The sequence below is a fragment of the Aeromonas sp. 2MA4 genome, assembly GCF_029237305.1.
GTDB classification, from domain to species: Bacteria; Pseudomonadota; Gammaproteobacteria; order Enterobacterales; family Aeromonadaceae; genus Aeromonas; species Aeromonas salmonicida.
The window spans coordinates 1-17,634 of sequence record NZ_JAACFY010000008.1 but is presented as its reverse complement, the minus strand read 5'-3'; the positions used below and the strand labels follow the sequence as shown (position 1 = coordinate 17,634).

The following is a 17,634-nucleotide window of genomic DNA, read 5'->3' as shown; positions in this document are numbered from 1 at the left end:
AAGGCGGGCCAGCACGGCCCGCTACGTTTGTTTTGGGTGAAATTTAACACTTGCATATCAGCTCCCATCGCTGAATCTGGCACGGCCCAGCGTCTTGTTGGCGCGTTCCTGTTCTCTGATTTTTTCTATCATCAGCTGGCCAAGTTGTTCTTGATTCATCCCCGGCGCCGCGTTGATGGTGAGCTGGTAGAACGGCTGACTGTTGACTGTAGTGGTACTGGCCTTGGGTTTTATTTTTGGCGTGTCGGCGATGCGTGGGCTGTAGCCAGTACCACCTGCAAGCGCAGCAGGCTGGTTGTAGTTTCCGGTACCGTAGCGATAAGCCGATGAAAGCCCTGGTGTGCCTAAGTTGCCATTGGCATAGCTAGGGGTGCTGGGGGTTGGGATCTCGAACTTCGGGATTTTCTTGGTTTCGAGGATGCCCAGCGATTCAAGCAGCCACTCGATGCCGGACAGGAAGGCTTTGAGCGGGGTTAGGGCAATGTTGAAGGCTTCGCCCAGGATACGGCCGACGAACTCGCCAGCGCTGCCGAACCCTTCCAGCGTTTCCTTGGAGAACTTGAGTGGTTCGAGCAGGTCGCCAAACCAGCCTGATAGCGCTTTAACCCCGGTGCCGATGCCATCAATCAGCGGGGCGAACGGTTTGAAGGCCTCAAAGACGGGAGCCAGCCCGGTCATGATGCCCTGCCATAGCCCGCTGAAAAATGCGCTGATGGGTTCCCAGAATTTGACGATGGCAATACCCAGCGCGATCAAGGCTGCGATGGGCACCAACACCGCTGTGATCGCCCCGAGCATGCCGCCAAAAGTGACCCCCAAGATCCCGAACGTCAGTTTCATGATTGCCATAGGGCCAAGCAGGGCGGCGACTGCCAGTGACAGACCACCGAATGCGATGGTGACGACCGACACAATGGCGCCAATCTTCATCAGGGTGTTGGATAGTTCAGGGTTTTTCTTTGCCCAGTTGCCGAGGCGCTCGGACAGGTCACCTATCCACTGGGTGATGGCTTTGATTTCTGGACTGATTGCTTCACCAAAGTTGACCATGGCATTGGTGAAGGTACCAGTGGCGGCATCCCACAAGCTGCCCAGGGTACCTAGCTGGGCATTGACCCGCTCTTGTAGGGCGGCTTGGTCTGCCATTTTCTTCTGGGTGGCTCGGTACCCGTCCATGCCTTTGCTGATGATCAGCTCCAGCACCTGCAATGTTTCAGCATCGTCGCCGTAGATGCCCTTCAGGACTTGCAGGCGGCGCTCAGTGTTCACCCCTTTCAGCTTGGCGAGCTGGGCAAACATGTTCTCCATCCCTGCGAATTCCCCCTTGCCATCGGTGAAATTCAGCTTCAACCCGGTGCCTTTTGTGGCTTTGGCAATCTTGCCGGTGTTCATACTCATCTGGAAAACTTTGCGGTAGGCGTTCCCTGATGACTCACCCGCTATGCCAGCCTGATCGGCCATGATGACCAGCGGGGCCAGCACCTTGGCTGCCTCAAGCCCTGACTTGCGCAATATGCCCATGGCCGGGGTGAGCTTGGTGAAGGCGCCCAGCATGTTGCCGCTGTCAACGCCGAGGTAAAACGAGCGCTGGATGGTGTCCATCAACCCCATCATGTCGTTCTCGGCTGTTCCGGTGGCGTCTTGCAGCTTGGCCGCAAACAGCGCCGCTTGGTCGAACGGCATTTTCAACTGCACGCCGAGATAGGCGGTCGCTTCGCCCAGACCGCCCAAGATGGATTTGGCGCTCATACCCTGCTGGATCAGCGTGCTCATCATGTTCTGGAAGTCGGCTGTGGTGCCCGGCAGTTTGTTGCCAAGCTTAGTGGCCAGATCGCTGATGGCTTGGAACTCCTGCCGCACTTGGCCGCCCTTACCCATCATGGACACCTTGAGGTCAACGACTGATGTTTCGGCTCTAGCGAATTCGATGACAGGTTTCAACGTTGTCATACCTACGGCGGTACCCGTGGCAAGAGCGGTCGCACCGTGGCCCGCGATCTGGCCGCGCAGTTCTTGGGTTTTCCGGTAGTTGGCTTTTACCTGGTTGAGGCGCTTTTGCTGGTCGGCCAGTTGGCCCAGTTTGGTTCGCTGAGAGTCGAGCACGGTGTTGGCTGCGGCCAAGTCTGTTTTGAGGCGGCGCTGGCTTTCACTGAGGTTACCGGTGTTGATGCCAGTCTTACGCATCGCCTCACCCATCTGACCGTGACGGGTGATCATCTCGCCCTGTTTGGTCTTGAGCTGGTTGAGGGCTTTTTCGGCCTTGTTGAACTCATTGATCATCAGCCGGGTTGGCTTGGGGGTATCGGCAATCTTGCGTTGCAGTTCGCTGAACGAACCCTCGGCCTGCTTTAACTTAGCTTTGGTCGCACCAATCTGGGCACCCAGCGTTTTGTAACCTTCGATTTGACCCGCTTGGGTTTCGAGGTCGCGGATTTTTTTCTTGGTGTCGACCAAGTCTTTGGCGGTGAGGCGGCTCTGGCCGCTGACTGCTTTGAGGGGGGCGGTGAGCTTGTCGACCGCCCCGAGCAGGATTTGAAGTTTGAGAGGGTTCATTGTTCTTCTGCCCCGTTGATGCGGTTGTGAGTCTCAACGAGGCGTTGGTGCCAGCCCATCAGCTCGCTGATTTCCATGGCCGCCATCTCGGATGGCGGCCAGTGGGCGATGATGGCAATCTCGGCCATCAGGTCATCTATGCAGTGAGGTAAGCCTCCTGCTGCGAGCCCATCAAAAAACCGACCACCACTACCCCAGCCTTGAGCAGATCAGCCGGAGCCATGTCTGCCACTTCGGTTTCACTCAGTTCGGTGATGCGTGGCAGCAGTTTGATGAGGGTGTCGACGTTCATCTGCACGATGTCCATGGTGTTGAGGCCGCGCAGGTGGCCCGCTTTTTGGGGGCTGCGGATGGTCAGCTCTGTGATGGTGCTTTCGCCGCGCTGGATCGGGGTGTCGAGGGTGATGACTTTGTTTTCCATGGTGTTTGTTCCTGATGTTGATGTGGTGAGGGCGGCTGTTGGCCGCCCGTTGTGTTGTTGGGTGGGTTAGAGGCCGATGGCTTTACGGTGCTCGGCCATGCGGTCGATGCCATCGGGGCCGATCTCGATCATGTTGAGCAGGTCAATCTCATGCATCACCTGGCCGTTGACGGTCTCTTTGTAGTAGGTGTTGACCATGCTGACCTTGGCCTGAGTATTGTCACCCGCCTTGAGGGTGCCACGGTCGAGCTCTTTGAAGCGGCCACGACAGACGATCTCGACGGCGACGATTTCACCGGTGTCATCGCGTTGGACGGAACCGGCAAAGCGCAGGCTGGTGCCGTCGGCTTTGGGTTCACCCATGCAGCGCAGGAGCTGGTCGCCGTAGCCGCCAAAGGTGAAGGAGACATCAAGGGCGCTGTCATCCATCCCCATGTCGATGTTGACGGCACCGCCCATGCCGCCGCCGCGATAGGCCTCGAATTTGCGAGAGAGCTTGGCCGGGGTGAAGTCTTCCGCTTCACCGACCCAGTTATCGCCGTTGAGGAAGACGTTCAGTCGTTTGATTTTGCGTGGCAGTGCCATGGTGGCTCCTTATGCTGCAGCCGCGACGCGGGCGCTGAAGTCGATGAGGTAGGAATCGGTGATGCGCTGCTGGAAGCCGAGGTCTTCCAGCGGCGGCACCGGTGTGTAGTTGTAATCGATGCGCAGCTTGCCAGCCTTGAGGGTGTCTTTGTCGTTGAGCTCCTCGTTGTACCAGCAGTCAAAGCCGAGCAGGTAACCGCCGGTCACCAGTTCGCGACCCTTGGCCTTGATGCCCTCAATGATGTCTTTCACCAGGGTCGGGGTCATGGGCTTGTCGACGGCCCACATGTGCGCGTCGGCGATGGTGTCGGCCAGCACCTGGGCGGTGCGGGTGTAGTTTTCGAACTGGAACAGGGGATCGTCGGCGCAGGTACGGTTGCCCCAGTAGCGGAAGCCATCCGCGCGGATCAGGGCAGTGATTTCGTTGGCGTTGAGCAGGCCGACTTCGGTGTCGGGGTCTTGCAGATCCCAGAACAGGGACTTGGTCATGCCATCGACCCCGGTCACACCGACGTTCGACAGGGTCTTGTGCCAGCCGATCTCTTTGTCGATAAGGGCCCGCATGGCGGCGGCCTTGAGGCAGGCATCGAGCTTGACGCTGGCATTCGCTGCTACGTCCCACGCCGTCCAGTCGGCATGCACCAGCATCAACTCACGGCTGGCGAAGTTCTCACGATAGGCCAAGGCGGCTTCGACGGTTTCGGCGATGGTCGGCACGTAGGCAAAGGCGCGCAGTTTCTTGGCCATGCCAGCAAGGGCGGTGGCCACCGGCAGGGTGCAGTTATCCGGCACGCAGAGGATGCGCGGCTTGACGGTGGTGACCGGGGCGGCCCGTTCCAGTGCCTTGAGGCCGGTGTAGCTGCCATCGGGCTTGATGGTGCCGATGATGTTGCTGGTCAGTTCGGCTGCGTCGGCGCCGTCAGCCACGCGCACGGCGATGACGATGGTGTTGACGGTGTCATAAATGGTTTGCAGCGACTTTTTGAGGTTGCCGTTGCTGCCTGCTTTGGCGATGGCTGCCGGCAGGTTGGCAATCAGCACGGGTTTGTCGAGCGGGAAGTAGGCAGCATCAGCATCGGCGCTGGTGCAGACCATGCCGATCACCGCCGTGGCGACGGTGCGGATGGTACGGGTGCCCTCGTTGATTTCCACGACGCGCACGCCGTGGTGAAATTGGTCCAGTGCCATAGGTTCTCCTGTTGTCCGGACGGAGCATTCTTTGCGTAGGTAATGCATGTGGTGCGAGCAGGGTCAGGATGCAGGGGCAGGGGATGACAGGCGAGCGGCGGCCAGTGTATCCGGCGTGGATACACTGGAACGGCGGTGACAAGGGGTTGATGAGCGGCAGTAACGAAACACCCCGCACAGGGCGGGGTGTTGGTTAGGGTTGTGCCAGCCAGGCAGGGGGCGGCGGCATCTCGATGGCGGGCCAGCCGGTGGCGGAGGGCAGGTCTCTGAGCTGCTGACGGTAGGCGAGCAGGTCAGTGTACTGCTCTGCCGTCAATGTTGTGGCGATGGCGGCATCTTGTTCATCACGATGACGGTCAACGAGCCAGGATGTCTTGCTGATCGCCACATCGCGCAGGGCGCGCAACGAGTTGGCAAGTTGCTGAGTCTGCTGTTCTTGCGTGATCCGTTGTGTCCAGTCAATCGTCATGATGTGGTCTCCTGTTCCACTGCGTCATAGGCTGGCAAGGGTACCGCGCCATTGACCACTGTCATGGGCTCGGTGAATGCTGCCGGGAAGCGGGTTTCATAGGGGGCATTGGCGCCGTAAGGCAGCACCAGGGTGAGGTGAATTTCGCCATCAATACGGCAGACGTCATCCCCTATGAAGGGATTGTCGATGGCGGTATATGGCAGCACATCCCCGTCTTGCAGCGGAGTGAAGTCGATCGCTTCGCCATTCAGATAGAGGGTGTCGCCGGTGACGCGGGCGGTGAGTTGTTCATCACGGCGAGCGGGTGAGAGGGTGATTTTCATGGTGTCTCCTTAATACCAGCGGCCAATGGCCAGAGCGCCGCATGCATTGGCATAATCCCCTGACTGAAACACATCCGAGCCAGTGGCAAACAGCCTCAGTGGGGTGGTGGATATTGGCCCATTGAATGCGGCTGCTGGTGCCGCTGCTCGGTTCAGACGTGAGGAGACATCTGTGAGTTGGGGCCCTGTGAATATGACGATGGTGCCACTGACATGCGGATGGGGGAGCACCCAGTTTTTTTGCAGCATGGTTGACTGAAAATAGGTGATGGATACCAACGCTATGCATACCAAGGTGCCGTCGGCGAACTTGATGTATTCACCGTTGGCATTACTGCCCCGCTCAATGATCGCCCCGGTCGGGATGCCGGCAGTTTGTGACACAGGCCCCAGAATATTTTTGCGTTTGTAGTGCTGAGTCAGTTTTTTCGGGGTGACGGCCACATCATCTGCAGTGACGGCATCCACTTCTGCCTGGGTGGCCAAGCGGGTAAAGCCCTTGGCTGTTTCGCTGGCATCCGGGTGATCGCGGCTTTGCTTGTGTGCAGCCATCAAATCATCGACATACCTGCGGGTGGCCAGCACCACGGACGGGTCAATCTTGAGTTCCACCGCGCTGGTGTCGCTGACGATCAGCACAATGCGGATAACCTGGGTGCGGCCAGAACCTTCGGACAGCAGTGGTTTATATGTATCTGGACAGTTGGCGATGGCAATCAAAACGCCATCCTCATCGAATAGGCCTAGTTCACGGATCCACCATCCACCGACAGATTCAGGGATGATTTGTTCGGCAACCAACTGTGATGGATTCACCGGGTCAGCAAACAAGGCATTGAGGGGAGCCGTTCGTTTTACGTTGACAAGATTGGTTGCTGCCGGATTTGGGGTAACCGGCTGCCCATTACCATCACCGACGGCCATACTGGTCAGTTTTAGTGGGATGCCCAACGCGGTGGCATTTGCCAATTTGGCCGCACCGGCGTTGGTCAGAATTGCGAAAAAGTTTGCCATTTAATCCCCCATTAACCCGATGGTCCAGAAGTTACCAAATTCATAATCAACATGATTGCAGTTGACCTTAACGTTACCCAAGTACACCTTTATTTTTCCTGACGGCTTTTTTCTTATTGCGCTCATACCTCTTGAAAATTCAAACGACAGGGCGCTACTAAGGGAAGGAATAGAGCCGTCTGGCTTTCTAAAGAACACACTAAAAGATGTTTGTGACTTTGACGACCCTACTTGAGTATTAAAAGAAGCCCCATTATAAATAGGATCAATACTTATCCCTGGACTTCCAATAATTGATGGGTGAGTAACATCAAGTCGACCTTGCACAGCATCGTAACTAAATGACACTTCATCATTTACACCATCATTTATCCAAGCAGAAGAGCTTATTACCCATTTACTTCCATTGTAAGCAATTACACCCTCTGCCTCACCAATCAAGAAAAAACTGAACCCGCCCAGCGTAGGCTCGTTAACATAGTGAGGCACAAGGTATTCAAACTGAGAGTTTGCTGCAGAGAATTGAACTATAGGTGACTGCATTAGCCTTCTCTGAGGATGACCAATAGTGATTTGACCACCGGCGGATATGGATACCTGAAAACGACTTATATCAAAAAACTTATTGTCAAATTTAATAGCGTTGTCATTATCCAAGTCAACAACAAAGCTGCATGGCGCACCCATGCTTATAATTGCTCTGTCTGGCCCAACAGAACCACCAACAAAAACACCATCTATTGCAAGAGATTCATCAACCCCACATACCAGAGCACCTATTAGCCTCCCTTGGTATGTTATCTCTAGGTCAACCCCGCCTGTGATACTAAATGTATTAACAGGCACATGTGTCGGGTCTGTAACCATTTTCCACTCTTGAGAGTCTTTTGTATTTCTCCTGAATGCCGCACCACTAAGAGCAAATCTCCCAGAAGGGCCACCATAAGATAAGCCACTGTTTATCATAACATCGTCAATATCTTCTAAACCAGAAATCCTCCTTGCTTCTGCTGCTGCAGCAACAGCCTGATTTTTAGATATTTCAGCTTGTTGTGCTGCATTTTCAGCTGTGTCTGTACTTGGTTTCAGCGACTGCTTAACCCGTTCAGCCAGAGTAGGCTGCGGATCATGGCCAGGAACAGTCACTGTTTGCCCTTCTTGCCCTGTCAGGACTTCTTCAAACGCGGTGACGGCTGCATCAAGCCGTGATACAGCGTCATCGCCCTGGTTAGTGGACGCCATTAGTTACCTCCGAAAATCCGAGGGCGCATGCAAATTCAACGGCTGCGGCCCATTTGTTGAAGTGATACTCGCCAGCTTCGGTACTGATACTGGTGATATCGATGGTGTGGACAGCTGCGCCAAAGACATCGACCCCAGAGACAACGATAGGGCCAGGCTGATAGGGGTAAACAGTGAGCTCTTCCCCCAAGTGGCAGGCTGCCCCCATGTAGATCTGGCCACGGGATTCCATGCTGATGGCAAGGCCGGTCAGATGGCGGGTCATGGGTTTGGCATCGGCGATCAGCCGTTCCAGCTCCTGGTACATAGCCTCGGTGATACCGGTATCGAGTACCCCGATGTCGAGCTTGAAGGTGCCCGGGGTGGCGGCGGGGGTTTCTTGCCACCATTCGAGCACCCGGATCAGAAAGCCGAGGGGTTCGACCACCCGGCGAATGGCGCCGATGGTGCCCTTGCGGCTGTGAACGAAGTAGCTGTTGGCGATCACCTGGCGCTTGGTGGCTTCTGGCCATTTGTCATCCCAGCGGTCGACGCTCCAGCTGGCAGCCAGATAGGGCAGCAGGTGGGCGGGACAGGTCCAGGGTGACCAGAGGGTGCGCAACGGGAGCGGCAGCTGTTGGGCCTGCGCCCCCGTGGTGGCCAGATGGCGCTCGGTGCGGCTGGTGCTGGGCGGCAACAGGGCGCTCATGATGCCCGCTCCACGGTGAAGCCGGTGCAGTAGGCGGCTTGGGTGGCGCTGGGGGTGATGTCTGCCCAGCCGATCAGGTCGACCTTGCGCACCCCCTGCACATGAAGGGCGGCATCAATGGCAGAGCGGGGCACTTCGACCCCGATGCGGCGGCGGGGATTGATGAAGGCGGCCAGGCTGTCGCTGGCCGCTTGCAGGATCACGTCTGCTTCTGCGCCCTGGCTGTCGATGTGCAGTTGGGCGTTGATGGTGTAGTTGATGATGCCGGCACTTTGCACTGTGAGCCGGTCGGCCACCGGGCGGACGTTTTCGCCGTTCAGGGCGGCGGTGACTTTGGCGATCAGGGCGGCATCGGCGGTGCCGTCCCCTTCAGTGCTGAGGATGGTGACCAGCGCCTGGGCAGGGGATGGGCTGGAGCCTTTGGCATCCGCCACCTTGCCATCTGCCGAGAGGGCGAAATATTCATAGGCGCCCGTCGGGCCTGCCACGCTGAGGCCATCCCACGCCATCAGGGCGCGCAGGCTGAGGGCGGCGTCATCTTCTTTGATTTCTGGCACAGGTGGGGTGGCTGTCGGGTCACCTGGCTGAATGGTGAGGCGCTGCACATTCCAGTTGGCCGCCAGATTGTCGAGGTCGGCCCCTTTTGCCCAAGCCAGCATGTTGGCCACGGCGGCTTCGTTGATGCGCTGGCGCAGGATCAGCTCCCGATAGGCATTTTCTTGCAGCAACTTGGTGATGGGCTCGGATTCGAGGTCAAGCGTGGCGGCGATGGCGGCTTGCTGATCTGCCGGATAGAGGCTGATGCAATAGGCTTTGCGCTCGGCGAGGATGGTCTCGAAATCGAGGCTTTCGATTACGTCTGGCTGGGGCAGTTGGGAGAGGGTGATGGTGCTCACGAGGCGACTCCTGTGGGGATGGTGATGCTTGCTGATTCAGGGGCGCCGCCATCTTTGCGCTGCCAAGTCAGTTCAATGGTGAGTGAGCCATCCATGCCGCCGCTCTGCACATCGACTTTGGTGATGGTGATGCGGGGTTCCCAGTTGATGAGGGCCTGCACTGTGGCGGCCATCAGGCGCAGGCGGGTGGCCTGATGCTGGGGCTGGTCGATGAGGTAAAACAGCTCGCTGCCGTAGTCGCGGCGCATGACGCGAGAGCCCACCGGTGTGATGAGGATGTCGCGCACCGACTGGATGATGTGGTTGGTCGCGCTGATGGCGCGACCGGTTGCAGCGTTCATGCCGAGCCAGTTCATACAGGGCCCCCTGTTTGGCCGCCGCCAGTGCTGACGCCGCTGTGTTTGTGGGTGGTGACTTCGACGTTGCCAATCTTGGCGGTGGGCGCGGTAATTTTACCGCCGGCGGTGATGGTGGTACCGACCTTGAGCGCCTGGGTGCATTCCACCAAGGGGGTGATCAGCTTGACGGTGACACTGGCCGCGATATTGGCAGACTTGATGCCGGTGGCGTTGAGTGCGCCGGTGTCCGGGTTGTATTCGATGACGGCGCCATCACTGTATTCGGTGCGATCGATATCGGGATTGTCATCGTCAGCCAGTGGCTCGTCTGCGGCGGTGGCGTTGAGTGAGCCGAGGATGTACGCATTGCGCAGATCGCCACTGACTGACAACAAGATGACCTGTTCGCCGACACTCAGGCGGTGACGGGTACGGTTAGCCCCGGCCCTTTCTGTGGTGTAGGGCCGCCAGTTGGTTTCGATGTCGCCGGTTTTGACGCGACATTCCCCTGAGCGCACGGCGGTCACGGTGCCGATGCGGATCAGGTTGTCGATCAGGCGTTGGAGTTCGGTCGGGGTCGGTTGCATGGGGCCATTGTTTTGGGCAATGGCGAGTAAGGCGAGGGGCCGCCAGTGTATCCACGGTGGATACACTGGCGGCGATGATTACAGCCCTTTGGTTAGGTGGGTAAGCAGGGTGGTTTCGAGTTGATCGCGTTCTTGTTCTGTGATGCCAAGCAGTTCACGCGCGGGGTAGCGGATCTCGCGGCCCTTGATGCGGTCTTTCAAGCCATATTGGTGGATGGTGGCGAGGCGGTTGGCCGAGCCGACAAACTCAACCACGGCCTGTGATTGGGTGGCGCTGGCCTTTAACCAGGTTCTGCTGGTGATTTTGAAGAACATTTTTCTGCGCAAGCGGCCCCTGCCTTTTTTCAACTTGGGCTGTGGCTTGCGCGGGGTCATGGGGCTGCCATCTGGCTGGATGTTGGTGCGGATCCGGCCTGCTTGACTGTCGCGCAGCTTGCGCGCCATTTCGCCCGCCAACTGGCGGCGTGCGGCGGGTTCCATGCTGGCCAGCAGCCCATCGGCCCATTGGGTCAGGCGGCTCAGGTCGTCGGTGGCCATGGCTGATGCTCCCCATTGATGAAGAGTTCCCAGGTTATGCCGTCGTAGGGGTCTTCCGGCGGCTCTGGCAGGTGCTCCCAGCCTATCCCCTGTTCGTTTTGCCAGACCCTGACCCGCTCTGTCAGCTTGACGGTGATGATGAGGTCCATCAGGTCGTTGGCGAGGTATTCGGCCTCGAAGGTGATGCCATCCTTGCGCCGTTCGTCGTTAGTCATCAGCTCGGGCTGGTGTTGGCGCAGCCAAGCCAGCAGCGGCACCATGATCTGATCCGGATGGCCGGCGAAATCTTCAATCCCGATAGAGAGCGGGTATTGCCACTCGAACGAGAGCGAGCGGGCACCGGTGCTTTCAACGTTGCCCGGGGCGATGAAGATGTGAAGTTTGTCTGGGTTGGTCTTGAGGTGCGGCACGCAGTTGGTCAGCACTTCACGGATCTGTTTTGGCTTTTCCATCCCCGCTCCCTTGTTGTTGCTGCCGTTGCTGGCAGGTGATGAGGCTATCGACCTTGGCGGCGCAGCTGGCCCAGGCGGCCTCGGTCTGGGTCAGTTGGTCAAGCAGGTCGCCGTTATTGACCGGGCTGGCTGGCGGCAGCTGGCAGGGGGTCAGGCCCTGACAGGTGAGCCTGATAATCTGCGGCGCCGGTGATGGCGGGGCGCTTGAGCAGCCTGATAACAGGATCAGGCAGAGGGCTATCAGCCCAAGTCCGAAGTTCAGCATTTTCACGTTTGAGCCTCTTGATGGTGTCGGCGCGGGTGGCGGCGGTCATCGACAGTTCGCCGAGCTGGTTTTGCAGTTGGGCTGCGGCTTCTGCCTGGGCGGTCAGCTCGCCGGTGAGGGTGGTGATGGTGGTGTCTTTGAGTCGTTCCCGCCGCTCGGCCTCTTTGGCCTTGTCGTCGGCGGCCTTGAGGTCACTTTGCAGGGTGGTGACCTTCCCCTTGGCGGTCGCCGCAGAGGTGGCAGACCAGCCCCAGCCGCCCAAGGCGATGGCCAAGGCCAGCAGCAACCAGGTGAGGGGGGATCGCAGTAGGTTAGTCAGCACAATCAATCCCCCAGAAATCCATCGGAATCGAGTCGTCACGATGGCGAGTGTGACAGGGCATGATGATGATGGTGTCGACGTGGGTCTGATACGTCTGCATCAACTTGGCAATGGGGCGGTTCCCCGTTGGCTTCATCAAGTTAAATGGCGGCCTTGGCGTGGTGTAGTAATACCCATTGGGACGGATCTTGATAACGCTCTGTTTTTGGAACCAGTCGAACTCGTCATACATCCAGATCGCATCAGGGTCTGCGTCGAGGTCTGCAAACCACTCTTGTTTAGTCAGGTTTTTGTCACCGCTGACTTTTGCCCCCGGACAACACTTTTTAAAATCTGCCTGACGAGCGCCACTGGGGTAGACAATCACTACTTTCTTGCCCTGGGCTATCAACTGGTTCGCTGTCGCGATAAGCCGTTCCGTTTTACCTGTTTCTCGGCCTGTTATTTCAATGTGCATTTGCCACCTCCTGCACCAGGTAGACCTTGGCAAAGTGGTCGTATGCCTTGGCCAGCTTGGTGTCGTAGTCGTTTTCTTTGTAGGCGGGGCCGTTGTAGCGGCGGGCAAAGTCGGCCCATTTACGCCCTTGCAGGGCCTTGTGCATGGCGGCGTCTTGCTGGATGAAGCGGCACAGGGCGGTGAGGTGGTCGACCTCGCTGCGCTGCATGGCCGCCAGCCAGTCGCCGGCCGAGGTGAAGCCCAGCGCCTGCCAGTGGTAGCCCATGATCTGGAACATGCCCCAGCTGGCCGATTCGATGGCGGCATCCCTATGCAGGCTGATGGCCAGTTGCAGCCGTTCCCACTCTGCCGCGCCACCGGCATAGCCGCCGCGCTTGGGGTTGACCAGATTGGGGTAGCTGGCGGCCATCTGGTCGGCGGTTGCCTTACCCAGGTGCTTGGTGAGCTGCTTGTAGAACACATGCCGCTCGAACAGCACCACGGGGCGCATGGCGTTGGTGAAGCCTTCACCGATGCTTTCGACCTGGGCGACGGTGGCCATGGTGGCGAGTGGCAGGGCCAGCAGGTCAGCCCCGCTCTGCATGTGGTGGATGGTGAGCTGGTTGCCGCGCTCGCTGCCAAGCAGGGCGGTCATTGTGCGGGGGCCTGCCTGACCGATGGCGGCGATCATGTGGTCCCGCTGGAAGGCGAGCAGGGCCTGCTCGGTGGCATCGCCAAACCAGCCGTCAGGCTCTACCGGATAACCGGCCTTGGTGAGGCGGCGCTGCAGATCGGCCACGGCGGTGCCGGTATCCCCTTTTTTGAGGCTCATGGCTGAAATCTCCCGTTCAGGTGGCGGGCGGTGGTTGGCTGCTGGCGGCGGCGGGGCATCAGGCGCATGACTGACCCCCTCGACCCGAGCAGGGCGGTCAGCACCACGGCGGCCAGCAGGACGGCGGCGGGATCTGGTGATGGCATGACACCCAGCATGGCGCGCAGTGGCACGGAGCCGGCGGCCACTGTGATGACCCATGCCAGCAGGGCAGGAAGGGGGCGGTAGTCGCCCCCGTTGCGGTTGAAGGTAGCCAGTCGCAGGGCGATGGCGGCGCAGATCATGGCGTAGAGGATGGTCAACATGTCAGCCCCCTTTGCAGGCTTGGCGCTTACGCTGAGCCCATTTGATGAACAGGATTACCACTCGCGCCAGTTCAATAACGAACGCGCAAATTACTGCTTTCCCTAAGGTGCTCACCGGGTCTAGAGGTGCTCCGTTCAGAAACTCAATCAACATCAGCCACAAGCAGATTGCTGCCAATATCAATGCTGATTTCTCACCAATTATCAGGAGTACTTCCAGCCGCTTGACCAGAGAGAAAGCTGTCTTTTCCTGTTGTTTCATGTCAGCCCCCTTTGCGGAGTTTGAGCAGGTCTTCCGGCGTTTTGCGCAGGATCCACTGCAACAGGTGGACGGCCAGCGCCGAGGCCAGCATTGCACCGACGGCCCTAGGTACTTCGACACTGAGCGGCAGCACGCTGGCCAGCATGGCGGCAACCAGCGGAGCCGCCAGCGCGCCCGCCACGAAGGCGGCAACGAACAGGCCCGCCTTGCGCAGGTTGCCGAGTTCGGCGGTGGTGGCGATGAACACCAGCGCCCCGGCGAATGCACCGAGCAGTACGCCGGGGTCAACGCCCGGAAAGAGGGACAGCAGCGCCAGACCGGTGAGGGTGCTGGTTGCTGCACTGGATGAAATCGGTTCTGGCATCGTGCTCTCCTGTTGTTATCGTTTGCCGCCGTAGTGGCGAGCGGTTTGGAATTCGGTGATGGTCTGGCACTCGGCGCAGCGTTCGCAGCCCCGGATCGCTTCACGGCGCGCCTGCGGGATGGGGTTTTCGCAGTCGATGCAGTAGTGGGGGCCGGTGCCGCTGATGCGGGCGGCATGAATGCGGGCAGCGATTTGCTGATCGCTGATGTCGGCCAGTCGTTCGAGTTCGTCGTCGAGGCGGCTCATGGTCAGTCCCATAGCTGGATCAGCGGCTGCTCGGCCTGGGTGGGGGCCGCTGGCATGTTGATGAGGGTTCCGGTCGGGATGATGGGGCCGAGCGTGGCCAAACCGGGGTTGAGGTTGAGCACTTGCTCTGTGATGCCTGCGGTGTAGCCGTAATGCCGGAACAGGATGAGATCGAGGGTGTCGCCCTGTTGGCTGCGCAGTTGCATCAGATCAGCTCCACTGTGTTGTGGGTGGTGCCGAGGATGTCGCGAATGGCAAAGCGGGCATCCCGGTAGAGGTCATCCGAGCTGATGATTTTGGCATCGGCCCCTTTGACGCCGTCACCGGTGGCGCTGTAGTCGGTGTAACGCTCCAGCAGGTTGGCGCGGGTCATGGCATAGACGGCGCGCCGGTAGCTGTGCAGGTGCACCGATTCGTTGTTGATGACCTCGCTCGGGACAGCGGCCAGGGTGGCGTGGCCTTCGGCCTGACGGGCGCTGCGCCAATCTGCCAGATCCCGGTTGACGCTGGTGATGGCGTCGACCACGGCATGGGTGAGGCGGGCGGTGGTGACGGTGCCATCAAGCCGGACTGTTTCACGCAGGTCAGGCAGCGAGATCGCGGGCCAGAAGGGGCTGTTGGCTATCTCCCCTTCATCTGGCGCGGTCGGGGCTGTGGCAATGAATCCGGTGCTCATGGTGCTCCTGTGTTTGTTTATCCGCTTGTTGGGCGGTGGTCGGGCCGTCTGGTATGCCGCTGGCATTCGTCAGGCCCGAGCCGCCCAGGGTGCGGGGTTCGCTCGGTTAGCTGCCGCCGCCTTGGGCGTCGGGCTGCTGTTCTTTTTTCAGTTCACGTTCGAGCACTTCGAGCTCTTTTTTGATGCCGACCTTGTCGTGCAGTTCGATGGCGCGCCGATAGTGCTCGGCGGCAAGTTGCTTGCGCCCATCGGCGAGGCAGGCGCGCCCTACTGCCTTGTGCAGCTTGGCGCGCACCTGGTCGAAGATGTCGCTGCCGTGCAGCCGGGCCATGTATTGGCCTAGCAACGACGTGGATGGACCCGCTCCGGCTTCTTGTTGCTTGATGGCGGTATCGGCGACCTCTTCGGCGATCATGGTGGCGGCCGTGCGCTCGTAGCGATCAGGGGTACTGAGCCCATGGCGGAGCACGTAGGACGCCATGGGTAGGGCACCTTCCAGATCGCCGGTGTCGAGGGTCCAGAGCATGACGGTCACCAGGACGTCATCCTGGCCGCCGCGATCAGCGGCAAGCAGTCCGTCAATCCACGGCTTGTAGACCGGCAGCATGGTGCGCTTGGCGTCGATCTTGCGCTCGATGCTCTGGATGCTCTTGAGGGTGCGGCGGTGTTCGGCCAACTGCATCAGCTGCAGCTCGTAAGCGTTGGCACGGGCCTGGTCGAACTGGGGACTGGCCGCCCCTTGCAGGGCGGCCAGTGCTCTTTCGCGGTGGCGACGGGCGGGAGTCATACCACCCCCTTACGCGCCGGGGGCCGGGTTCGGCCCCATGACGATGTTTTCGACCAGGGCGGCGCAGTCGTAGTCCTCGACCACGTAGGCGTCATTGGAGCTTTCGTAGTTGACGATGCGGTTGCGCTTGGGCTCTTCCTCGATATGGCGGCGGCGGGCTCCGTCTTGCCAGTAGATAGAGAGGTTGCTGAGTTTGGTGATCAGCAGAGCGTCTTCCGGGAAGAAGGGGACGCGCACAGCCTTGAGCCCGCCGATTTGCTTCTGGCTCACCAGCACCTGGCCTGCCAACTTGTTCTGGTTGTCGCTGGCGTCGTTGATGATGGGGAAATACTTGTCGGACAGCAGCTTGCGACCGCAGATCACCACCAGATCGGTGTCGTCCTGGAACCAGGGTTTAATCAGCTCGTTGACGGCATCGAACACCAAGGCGTCGAGGTTCTTGTAGTCGCCGTCGGTGGTATCCACGTAGATCTTGCCGCTGCCCTCGGTGCCCTCGCTCATGACTTGGGCCGGTGCATCTGTGCGGATGTGCTGCAGCCAACCGATGTTGACGTCTTGCAGCAGGGGGTTGGCATTGCGATCGGTGTCGGGAGCCGCGCTGGTGCCGTGCCAGCCGATCATGATCCGGTCCAGCCCCTGGCGGGTGATGATGGCATCGCGAATACGGGTCTGGAAGTCGGGGAATTTGGCCCACGAATCGAGTTGGGCGTAGCCGATCATGGTGTCGTAGTTGGTCTGGGCGCACTCGTAGTTGTGGTCATACAGGGCGGCCGGGTTGTTGGGCTGGCGGTCCTTGCTATCGGTGTTGGTACGGCCCGCGATGGTGCTGCTGATGCCGATGCCGACCTTCTGGCCCTTGAGTTCATCCACCGGCACCATGTTGATCATGGAAAGGAAGGCGACCGACTCCTGCATCTTGGTTTCCAGGGTCTGCTGGACGCTGGGCTGCACGCTGAACTGCACCATGGCGCTGGTGATGGCGTTGAGTTTGGCCACCTGGCCGGTGAACTCGTTGAACTTCTGGCGGGTTTCGTTACGCATGGATGGGGTCCTTAGCAGTCGGTTTGAATGGTGGTGCCGTCGCTACCGGTGGCAGGCTGGCGCTTGTGGCTGAGATCTTCCTGGCCTTCCAGCTTGGCGGTGAGGTCAGCCAGCGCTTTGGCGGTGGCTTCCAGCTGGCTGGTCAGCTCGGTGATGGTCTTGGCCTGCTCGGTGAACTTCTTCTGCAGGTCTGCGTCGATGGTGGTCACTTCTTTGGCCACGGCTTCGACGGCCTGATGCACGTCGCTGAAATCCGCGGTGGATTGTTTTTTGTGGCTGCTGAACATAGCGGCGATGCGTTCGACCAGGCTGGGGCCTTTGTCGCTTTCGTCTTCGAATTCGATGACGGTTTCCAGCGCCTCGGTGAACAGGCTTTCCTTGTATTGCTTGCGTTCGGCCAGCGGGTTGGCCGATGCCTTGCTGCAAAACTGCAGCATTTCGGTACCGAGGCTGGCCGGGCTGTCGGTGACAGCCAGCCCCACCAGGTAGGCGCCTTTCTCGTTCAGGTTGGGGTGGATCTCGACAGAGGTGTAAACCTTCTGGCGAGCCTTGTTCAGCTCGATCAGTTCAGGGGTCGGGTCGATTTGCACGAACAGGGCCAGACGCTTTTCACCTTCCATGTCGACCTCTTCGGTCTTGGCGGCGGTGATGTCGCCGTACATCTTGAACTGGCCCTTGGGGTCGAAGCCCCGGATGTGTTCCATATTGACCCGGGCGCCATAGGTGGACTGGTTGTAGCGCTTGGCCATCTGTTCAATCCATTCGCGGGTGATGGTGCGGCCATCGGTCGTGCCCCCTTCGA

28 protein-coding genes are annotated in these 17,634 nt (G+C 59.3%); all 28 read right to left on the bottom strand.

The window, feature by feature from the left end; translation table 11 throughout:
* Positions 1-57: 57 nt before the first annotated feature.
* Positions 58-2,553: a phage tail tape measure protein gene (locus GWQ31_RS10150; RefSeq protein ID WP_275909282.1), complete on the bottom strand. Its 2,496-nt coding sequence runs from the start codon at positions 2,551-2,553 to the stop codon at positions 58-60.
* A complete protein-coding gene (locus GWQ31_RS10145; RefSeq protein WP_024943529.1) occupies positions 2,550-2,681 on the bottom strand; it encodes a GpE family phage tail protein in 132 nt (43 codons plus the stop codon). The genes GWQ31_RS10150 and GWQ31_RS10145 overlap by 4 nt, the downstream gene beginning before the upstream one ends.
* Before the next feature lie 8 nt (positions 2,682-2,689).
* Positions 2,690-2,974, bottom strand: coding sequence for a phage tail assembly protein (locus GWQ31_RS10140; RefSeq protein WP_059169878.1), 285 nt, complete (start codon positions 2,972-2,974; stop codon positions 2,690-2,692).
* Between the two features lie 66 nt (positions 2,975-3,040).
* On the bottom strand, positions 3,041-3,559 hold the full coding sequence (locus tag GWQ31_RS10135; RefSeq protein WP_275909281.1) for a phage major tail tube protein: 519 nt from the start codon (positions 3,557-3,559) through the stop codon (positions 3,041-3,043).
* Between the two features lie 9 nt (positions 3,560-3,568).
* Positions 3,569-4,741 (bottom strand): phage tail sheath protein, encoded by a 1,173-nt coding sequence (locus GWQ31_RS10130; RefSeq protein WP_256688419.1) that lies wholly within the window; start codon positions 4,739-4,741, stop codon positions 3,569-3,571.
* A 199-nt stretch (positions 4,742-4,940) separates the two neighbouring features.
* Positions 4,941-5,216: a phage tail assembly chaperone gene (locus tag GWQ31_RS10125; protein WP_275909280.1), complete on the bottom strand. Its 276-nt coding sequence runs from the start codon at positions 5,214-5,216 to the stop codon at positions 4,941-4,943.
* A complete protein-coding gene (locus tag GWQ31_RS10120) occupies positions 5,213-5,542 on the bottom strand; it encodes a hypothetical protein (RefSeq protein ID WP_275909279.1) in 330 nt (109 codons plus the stop codon). The genes GWQ31_RS10125 and GWQ31_RS10120 overlap by 4 nt, the downstream gene beginning before the upstream one ends.
* 9 nt (positions 5,543-5,551) lie before the next feature.
* On the bottom strand, positions 5,552-6,556 hold the full coding sequence (locus GWQ31_RS10115) for a phage tail protein (protein ID WP_275909278.1): 1,005 nt from the start codon (positions 6,554-6,556) through the stop codon (positions 5,552-5,554).
* The gene (locus GWQ31_RS10110; RefSeq protein ID WP_275909277.1) at positions 6,557-7,798 is read right to left on the bottom strand and encodes a hypothetical protein; all 1,242 of its coding nucleotides are present in this window, start codon (positions 7,796-7,798) and stop codon (positions 6,557-6,559) included.
* Positions 7,785-8,486, bottom strand: a complete 702-nt coding sequence (locus GWQ31_RS10105; RefSeq protein WP_275909276.1) for a phage tail protein I — start codon at positions 8,484-8,486, stop codon at positions 7,785-7,787. The genes GWQ31_RS10110 and GWQ31_RS10105 overlap by 14 nt, the downstream gene beginning before the upstream one ends.
* A complete protein-coding gene (locus tag GWQ31_RS10100; protein ID WP_275909275.1) occupies positions 8,483-9,382 on the bottom strand; it encodes a baseplate J/gp47 family protein in 900 nt (299 codons plus the stop codon). The genes GWQ31_RS10105 and GWQ31_RS10100 overlap by 4 nt, the downstream gene beginning before the upstream one ends.
* A complete protein-coding gene (locus GWQ31_RS10095) occupies positions 9,379-9,738 on the bottom strand; it encodes a GPW/gp25 family protein (RefSeq protein WP_275909274.1) in 360 nt (119 codons plus the stop codon). The genes GWQ31_RS10100 and GWQ31_RS10095 overlap by 4 nt, the downstream gene beginning before the upstream one ends.
* Positions 9,735-10,307 (bottom strand): phage baseplate assembly protein V, encoded by a 573-nt coding sequence (locus GWQ31_RS10090; protein WP_275909273.1) that lies wholly within the window; start codon positions 10,305-10,307, stop codon positions 9,735-9,737. The genes GWQ31_RS10095 and GWQ31_RS10090 overlap by 4 nt, the downstream gene beginning before the upstream one ends.
* Before the next feature lie 78 nt (positions 10,308-10,385).
* Complete coding sequence (locus tag GWQ31_RS10085) at positions 10,386-10,844, bottom strand: phage virion morphogenesis protein (protein ID WP_275909272.1); 459 nt, start codon at positions 10,842-10,844, stop codon at positions 10,386-10,388.
* Positions 10,826-11,296 (bottom strand): phage tail protein, encoded by a 471-nt coding sequence (locus GWQ31_RS10080; RefSeq protein WP_275909271.1) that lies wholly within the window; start codon positions 11,294-11,296, stop codon positions 10,826-10,828. Before GWQ31_RS10080 ends, GWQ31_RS10085 begins: the two co-directional genes overlap by 19 nt.
* Entirely contained in the window at positions 11,271-11,519 is a 249-nt protein-coding gene (gene lysC / locus GWQ31_RS10075; protein ID WP_275909346.1) for an Rz1-like lysis system protein LysC, read from the bottom strand. The genes GWQ31_RS10080 and lysC overlap by 26 nt, the downstream gene beginning before the upstream one ends.
* The gene (gene lysB, locus GWQ31_RS10070) at positions 11,410-11,883 is read right to left on the bottom strand and encodes an Rz-like lysis system protein LysB (RefSeq protein WP_275909270.1); all 474 of its coding nucleotides are present in this window, start codon (positions 11,881-11,883) and stop codon (positions 11,410-11,412) included. The genes lysC and lysB overlap by 110 nt, the downstream gene beginning before the upstream one ends.
* Positions 11,873-12,340 (bottom strand): hypothetical protein, encoded by a 468-nt coding sequence (locus GWQ31_RS10065; RefSeq protein WP_275909269.1) that lies wholly within the window; start codon positions 12,338-12,340, stop codon positions 11,873-11,875. Before GWQ31_RS10065 ends, lysB begins: the two co-directional genes overlap by 11 nt.
* Entirely contained in the window at positions 12,330-13,151 is an 822-nt protein-coding gene (locus tag GWQ31_RS10060; protein WP_275909268.1) for an N-acetylmuramidase family protein, read from the bottom strand. Before GWQ31_RS10060 ends, GWQ31_RS10065 begins: the two co-directional genes overlap by 11 nt.
* Positions 13,148-13,456 carry a phage holin family protein gene (locus GWQ31_RS10055; RefSeq protein WP_271774203.1) on the bottom strand — a complete coding sequence of 103 codons (309 nt, stop codon included), beginning with the start codon at positions 13,454-13,456 and terminating at the stop codon, positions 13,148-13,150. The genes GWQ31_RS10060 and GWQ31_RS10055 overlap by 4 nt, the downstream gene beginning before the upstream one ends.
* A gap of 1 nt (position 13,457) precedes the next feature.
* Positions 13,458-13,718 (bottom strand): hypothetical protein, encoded by a 261-nt coding sequence (locus GWQ31_RS10050; RefSeq protein ID WP_275909267.1) that lies wholly within the window; start codon positions 13,716-13,718, stop codon positions 13,458-13,460.
* A 1-nt stretch (position 13,719) separates the two neighbouring features.
* Entirely contained in the window at positions 13,720-14,082 is a 363-nt protein-coding gene (locus GWQ31_RS10045) for a putative holin (RefSeq protein ID WP_017411174.1), read from the bottom strand.
* Positions 14,083-14,097: 15 nt separating this feature from the next.
* Positions 14,098-14,328, bottom strand: a complete 231-nt coding sequence (locus GWQ31_RS10040) for a TraR/DksA C4-type zinc finger protein (RefSeq protein WP_192896299.1) — start codon at positions 14,326-14,328, stop codon at positions 14,098-14,100.
* 2 nt (positions 14,329-14,330) lie between these two features.
* A complete protein-coding gene (locus GWQ31_RS10035) occupies positions 14,331-14,534 on the bottom strand; it encodes a tail protein X (protein ID WP_024943547.1) in 204 nt (67 codons plus the stop codon).
* A complete protein-coding gene (locus GWQ31_RS10030; RefSeq protein ID WP_270687268.1) occupies positions 14,534-15,004 on the bottom strand; it encodes a head completion/stabilization protein in 471 nt (156 codons plus the stop codon). The genes GWQ31_RS10035 and GWQ31_RS10030 overlap by 1 nt, the downstream gene beginning before the upstream one ends.
* Before the next feature lie 106 nt (positions 15,005-15,110).
* Positions 15,111-15,791: a phage terminase small subunit gene (gene gpM / locus GWQ31_RS10025; protein ID WP_275909266.1), complete on the bottom strand. Its 681-nt coding sequence runs from the start codon at positions 15,789-15,791 to the stop codon at positions 15,111-15,113.
* Positions 15,792-15,800: 9 nt separating this feature from the next.
* Entirely contained in the window at positions 15,801-16,832 is a 1,032-nt protein-coding gene (locus GWQ31_RS10020) for a phage major capsid protein, P2 family (protein ID WP_275909265.1), read from the bottom strand.
* A gap of 11 nt (positions 16,833-16,843) precedes the next feature.
* On the bottom strand, positions 16,844-17,634 hold a 791-nt coding region (locus GWQ31_RS10015; protein WP_275909264.1), incomplete at its 5' end, for a GPO family capsid scaffolding protein.